Origin of the sequence: uncultured Arthrobacter sp. (assembly GCF_902805515.1) — a bacterium.
Taxonomy (GTDB): Bacteria; Actinomycetota; Actinomycetes; order Actinomycetales; family Micrococcaceae; genus Arthrobacter_D.
In genome coordinates this window covers 294-5959 of record NZ_CADCTE010000162.1, presented here as the reverse complement: position 1 = coordinate 5959, position 5666 = coordinate 294, and the positions used below count along the sequence as shown (strand labels likewise).

5 protein-coding genes are annotated in these 5666 nt (G+C 64.9%); 4 read left to right on the top strand and 1 reads right to left on the bottom strand.

Annotation, left to right across the window (positions count from 1 at the left end; genetic code table 11):
- Nucleotides 1-152 precede the first annotated feature (152 nt).
- Complete coding sequence (locus QZX79_RS15080) at nucleotides 153-1097, top strand: acetaldehyde dehydrogenase (acetylating) (RefSeq protein WP_294569459.1); 945 nt, start codon at nucleotides 153-155, stop codon at nucleotides 1095-1097.
- The gene (dmpG, locus tag QZX79_RS15075) at nucleotides 1078-2118 is read left to right on the top strand and encodes a 4-hydroxy-2-oxovalerate aldolase (RefSeq protein WP_294569457.1); all 1041 of its coding nucleotides are present in this window, start codon (nucleotides 1078-1080) and stop codon (nucleotides 2116-2118) included. Before QZX79_RS15080 ends, dmpG begins: the two co-directional genes overlap by 20 nt.
- Before the next feature lie 147 nt (nucleotides 2119-2265).
- Here dmpG and QZX79_RS15070 read toward each other — a convergent pair whose 3' ends face one another.
- Nucleotides 2266-3408 (bottom strand): flavin reductase, encoded by a 1143-nt coding sequence (locus QZX79_RS15070; protein ID WP_294569456.1) that lies wholly within the window; start codon nucleotides 3406-3408, stop codon nucleotides 2266-2268.
- Between the two features lie 178 nt (nucleotides 3409-3586).
- Here QZX79_RS15070 and QZX79_RS15065 point away from each other — a divergent pair, with 178 nt between their 5' ends.
- Together QZX79_RS15065 and QZX79_RS15060 are read left to right on the top strand one after the other, a co-directional pair.
- Nucleotides 3587-4759 (top strand): LLM class flavin-dependent oxidoreductase, encoded by a 1173-nt coding sequence (locus QZX79_RS15065; RefSeq protein WP_294569454.1) that lies wholly within the window; start codon nucleotides 3587-3589, stop codon nucleotides 4757-4759.
- Nucleotides 4756-5666 (top strand): NAD-dependent epimerase/dehydratase family protein (locus QZX79_RS15060; RefSeq protein WP_294569452.1); only part of this gene is annotated, 911 nt, incomplete at its 3' end. The genes QZX79_RS15065 and QZX79_RS15060, both read left to right, overlap by 4 nt.

The following is a 5666-nucleotide window of genomic DNA, read 5'->3' as shown; positions in this document are numbered from 1 at the left end:
AGCGCCCGCATCGGCGACCCGCTCCGGGCCGGCGAGATCATCTTGTCGGGCGCCCTGGGACCAATGATCTCGCCAATTCCCGGCGCCTTTCTCCACGCCTCGATCTCCGGTCTCGGCGACGTTGCGGTCAACTTCTCGGAAATGGACGACACATGACGGGCATACACGGGGCCTCAACGAACTCCACCAAGGTCGCGGTGATCGGCTCGGGCAACATCGGGACCGACCTGACCGTCAAAGTCGAACGGTTCTCCGAGCACCTGGAGATGGCGGCGCTGGTCGGAATTGATGCCCAGTCCGATGGTCTGTCCCGGGCGCAAGGCATGGGCATCACAACGATTTCCAATGGTGTGCAGGGACTGATCGACATGGACGGGTTCGATGAGGTCGAGCTCATCCTTGACGCAACGAGCGCAGGCGCCCACCGGCTCAATGCGAAGGCCCTCGCTCCGTACGCCAAGCGCATGATTGACCTAACGCCGGCAGCTGTCGGTCCGTTCGTCGTGCCCGCGGTGAACCTCGTGGCGCATGTCGACGCACCCAACGTCAACATGGTGACGTGCGGCGGACAGGCGACGATCCCGATCGTCGCGGCGGTAGCCGCCGTACTCCCGGTCAGCTACGCCGAGATTGTCGCGTCCGTCTCGTCCCGGTCCGCTGGACCGGGCACCCGTGCCAATATCGACGAGTTCACGGAGACGACGGCGCGTGCGGTCGAGCAGGTGGGAGGGGCCGCTCGCGGCAAGGCCGTCATCATCCTCAATCCCGCCGAACCGCCGATGATCATGCGTGACACGGTCTACTGCCTCATCCCCGATGGGGATCTGGACGCTGTCCGGGCCTCGATCCACGACATGGTCTCCGCCGTGGCGGCGTATGTCCCCGGCTACCGGCTCAAGCAGGCCGTCCAGTTCACCGAGGTCAAGCGCAACGAGATGAGCACCCTCACTTCGGACTGTGTGCGTTGGAAAGTCACGGTGTTTCTGGAGGTCGAGGGTGCGGCGCACTATCTGCCCGCTTACGCAGGCAATCTCAAGTCGCTGAGCAGATCGCTAGACGCATCAAGGAGGACGCGGCATGACGGTGGGCACGCTTGACAGTCGGGGTCAGGAACGGCAGGAGCGCCTGTACATCCAGGACGTGACCTTGCGGGACGGCATGCATGCGATCCGGCACCGCATCGACCCTAACGACGTAGGCCTGATCGTCGCAGCGCTCGACGCCGCAGGCGTTGACGCGATCGAGGTGTCCCATGGGGACGGACTGGCCGGCGGTAGCCTCAACTACGGACCCGGCAGTCACACCGACTGGGAATGGCTCGAGGCCGCCGCGCCCCATGCCCAGCACGCCGTCCTTACAACTCTGCTGCTTCCCGGTGTCGGGACTGTCGCGGAGCTCCGCAGGGCTTACGACCTCGGTGTCCGATCGGTCCGGATTGCGACGCACTGCACTGAGGCCGATGTGGCGGCCCAGCACATCGCCGCAGCGAGGGAGCTGGAGATGGACGTGTCAGGATTTCTGATGATGAGCCACATGGCACCGCCGACCGCACTGGCGAAGCAGGCAGCCCTTATGGAGTCTTACGGGGCGCACTGCGTCTATGTGACGGATTCAGGGGGTCGTCTGACGATGGCCGAAGTTACCGATCGCATCGTGGCATACCGAGACGTCCTCGACGAGAGGACGCAGATCGGCATCCACGCCCACGAAAACCTCTCGCTCTCGGTCGCCAACTCGGTCGTCGCGGTCGAGGCAGGTGCCACGCGCGTCGATGCCTCCCTGGCGGGTCAGGGTGCAGGCGCGGGAAATTGTCCCATCGAGGCCTTCGTCGCCGCCGCGAACCTCCTCGGATTCGTTCACGGGTGCGATCTCTTCGCACTTCAGGACGCTGCGGACGACCTGGTCCGCCCGCTGCAAGATCGTCCCGTGCGCGTGGACCGCGAGACGCTGACGCTCGGGTACACGGGTGTCTACTCCAGCTTTTTGCGCCACGCCGAGACCGCTGCGGCTCAGTACGGCGTCGGCGTCCGGCAGCTGCTGGTCGAAGCCGGACGGCGCAAGCTCGTCGGCGGACAAGAGGACATGCTCGTCGACATCGCCCTTGACCTCACGAAGTGATGGTCCGCCGACCCTCGAGGCAGTCGCGACACAGCCGGTTCCAGTCCGGCTGTGCGCGGGTGCGGGATGAGTCGGTGCGACCGTCGGGCGGTTACGTGAGATCGGGCGCTCAGCCCGGGCGGTGAGGCCCACCGCACCGGGGACGAGCTACGGCAGTCTGCCACCCAGCTTGCGTGTCTCGTTGCGTGTCAAGTCACAGAGCGTCTCGGCATACTGCGCGACCTGCTCGCCGGTCGAGTCCGGCAGTCCGTACAGCGTCAGCAGGAGCACCCGCCCGGCGCTGTCGAATACCGGCGCGCTCAACGTGCGGACTTCGTACGTCTGGTCGGGGTCGAGATCTCGCTGGTCGTACTCTGCCCCCGGCAGGTCCGCGGATTCCACGATCGGATTGGTCTTCTCGGGAGCCGACGATGTCAGGGCACGCCAGAAGCTGGTGTGGAATTCGTTGCCCAGCCCCACGGCGTAGCCGCGCCTGCGGACCCTGGCCAGCATGTCCTCGAGCGGGCTCGGGGGGAACTCCGGGGCGCTGTCGAACCAAGCCTTGCGGACGCGGTCGCCGCCCCAGGCCGCGAAAGACAAGCCCATCGGTGGTTGGAAAGGCACGCGGCGCCCGACCGCCGTTGGTGTCGCCGAGCTCGAGCCGGCGCGGGCGAGGAAGACCATATCGGATCCGTGAAGGGCCAGCGCATCGCACTCGACACTCAGGTCCCGGGCGATCGACTCCATGGCGGGCCGAACCTCGTCGACCAGTCGCAACTGCTCCAATACGTCGTCGCTGGCTGTGGTGAAGGTGAGCGGCTGAAATTGTCCGTAACCACCGCCGAAGAACAGCAGGGGCAAGCCGTTATCGACCGTTCCGAGGTCCCGTACGGCTCCCACCACAATGTCGTGGTCGCCAGCTCTGTGCACCGTCTCGAGTTCGCAATCGATCCAAGCCACGGCGCCGTCGAGGATCGGCGATCCCGTTCCCGCCGGCGCCCAACTCAACGCTTCGAACTTGTTGGGCATTCTTGAGGAGAACTGTCGGCATACCGGCTCCTGCCGCGCGGCAAGGACGTTGACGCAGAACCGACCCGCTTTCGCGATCCTGGGCCACGTCGTGGAGGTCTTCGCCGGACAGAAGGCCACCAGTGGCGGGTCCAGGGAGACGGATGTGAAGGAGCCGACGGCGAGCCCGATGGGATGACCGGTCTCATCTATAGACGTGACGACCGTGACACCAGTGGGATACTGGCCCAGGACGTCACGATATCGCCTCGGGTCGATGGCGCCTGGTCCACTGTCGTGCATGCCTAGCTCCTCTTGCTGACGGTGTCGTCACGATAGGCTGCTGACGGCACCGCGTCGTCGCCGTCCGAGATAACTGAACAAGACGCATTGCCCGGACCGGGCCGACTTAGGGTGACTGCGCCGATCAATCGGGGTTTCGTGCACTGCGCCCACCTCGCCGAGCATTGGAGCATGTGCTGTGATCGATGACCATGAAGCGGAATCCGACATTCCCGAGGGAGCCCGGCCGGTACTCGACCCGGTCGTGGATATTCGGACAACCCCCATGCTCAACGACGACGACTTCAAGATCGTCCTGTTGTCCCTGAACAAGTCCCGCGGCACCACGCTGACGCACGCGGCTGAGACGTTGCGGGTGACGTGGCCGGAGAGTAAACGCATCGCCCAGGCCGCCGAGGCCGCAGGCATGGATGCGATCTTGTCCGTGGCCTCGTGGCGCAACACCACGCCTTCGTACCCGACGTATGACCGCGTATGGGAGTCGCTCACTTTCACGGCGGGTCTCGCGGCCGTAACTGAACGGATCCAACTGTTCGCCACCGTCCATGTGCCACTCTTCCACCCGGTCATGTTGGCCAAGATGATGGCAACGGCCGACCACATCGCTGGCGGGCGCCTGGCGCTCAACGTCGTAGCGGGCTGGAACCAGGACGCCTTCGACATGTTCGGCCTCCCCGAAGTCGACCATGACCGGCGCTACGAGCACGCCTCGGAGTGGATGGAACTGCTGCTCAAAATCTTCGCCGTGGACGAACCGTTCGACTTCGACGGCGAGTTCGTGCACGGAAAGGGTATCGTCTCCCAGCCCAAGCCGCTTCAGCGTCCTAGGCCGGTCATCATGAGCGCGGGCTCGAGTCCCGAGGGTCTCGCTTTTGCCGGGCGATACGCCGACGTGATTTTTGCGATTTTTTCGAGCATGGAGGAGTTTCCGAAGACGCTCGAGAGTTCTAGAAGGCTAGCGGCCCAACACGGCAACGAGCACCTCAAGTTCTGCGGGCACGGTTACGTCGTGTGCGCGGACACCGAGCGCGAAGCGCAGCAGCATTTCGAGCATCTGATGACCGAACAGCTCGACAAGAAGGCCGCTGGAGCGTTTCTCGACAACTCTGCAGGAAAGTTGCGAAGCGTGGACGTCGTCGCACGCGAGAATATCGTGCGCAGGACAGCGGCGGGAAGTTGGGGTTTCCCGCTAGTGGGCACCCCTGACCAGATCGCCGACTCGATCGCGACGATGCACGCCGGTGGGATGGACGGCATGGCCATCTCTTTCCCAGACTACGACGCTGGAGTGGCTGCCTATGACGAGGCGATCCGGCCGCTACTGGTTGAGGCCGGCGTGCGGTCACGATGAAGGCGCTTGTCGTCGGCGCTACCGGCTACCTAGGATCGCACGTCGCCGCTGGACTGCGCTCGGAGGGCTATGAGGTGCACGGCTTGGCGAGATCCGACTCCTCGGCCGACCGGATGAGGGAACGCGGGATCGTGCCATTGCCGGGCGACGCGAGCGACATTGCGCGCGTGGCCGAGAGCGTAGGCGACTTCGATACCGTGGTCATGTCCGCGATGCTGCCCTTCCGTCAGGAAGCTGAGCTGACCGCGGCCATCGTGGAGCAGCTATCCGGTTCCTCCCGCAGCCTGATCTTCGTCTCGGGGACCGGCGTCCTCTCCATAGCCGCGCGAGACGGGCAATGGAACGAGAACACGTTTGCTGAGGACGATCCTTTTCCTCACCCGGAGCTGCCGAACAGAATGATCCGGATCCGGACGGAAAACATCGTTCGGGACGCAGCGCGGACCGGTTTGCGCACGGTCGTCGTACGCCCGCCACTGCTCTGGGGGGAGGCGGGCTCGGTCCAGGTGCCGCAATTCTTCAACTCGGTCCTCCAGACGGGTCAGGCCTGCTACCTCGGGGCCGGTCTCAACCTGTACTCCCACGCCCACGTCCGCGACGTCGCCGACGTCGTCGTCCGTGCTTCGGAGCGTGGTACGCCTGGTGCTCTGTACCACGTCGTCGCCGGCGAGGTCGCGTTCAGGACCGTCGCCGAAGCGGTGGCGGCCGTGACAGGGCAGGCGACACGCAGCGTCGACTTCGATGAGGCGATCCGAATCTGGGGAGAGCGGTGGGTCACCATCGGTCTGGCCGTCAACAGCCGTAGCCGGGCGCCACGTACCCGCGCCGAGCTGGACTGGACACCCAGGTTCACCGACTTGGTGGAGGACATTCGTTCCGGCTCCTATGCACAGGCGTGGAGCGACAA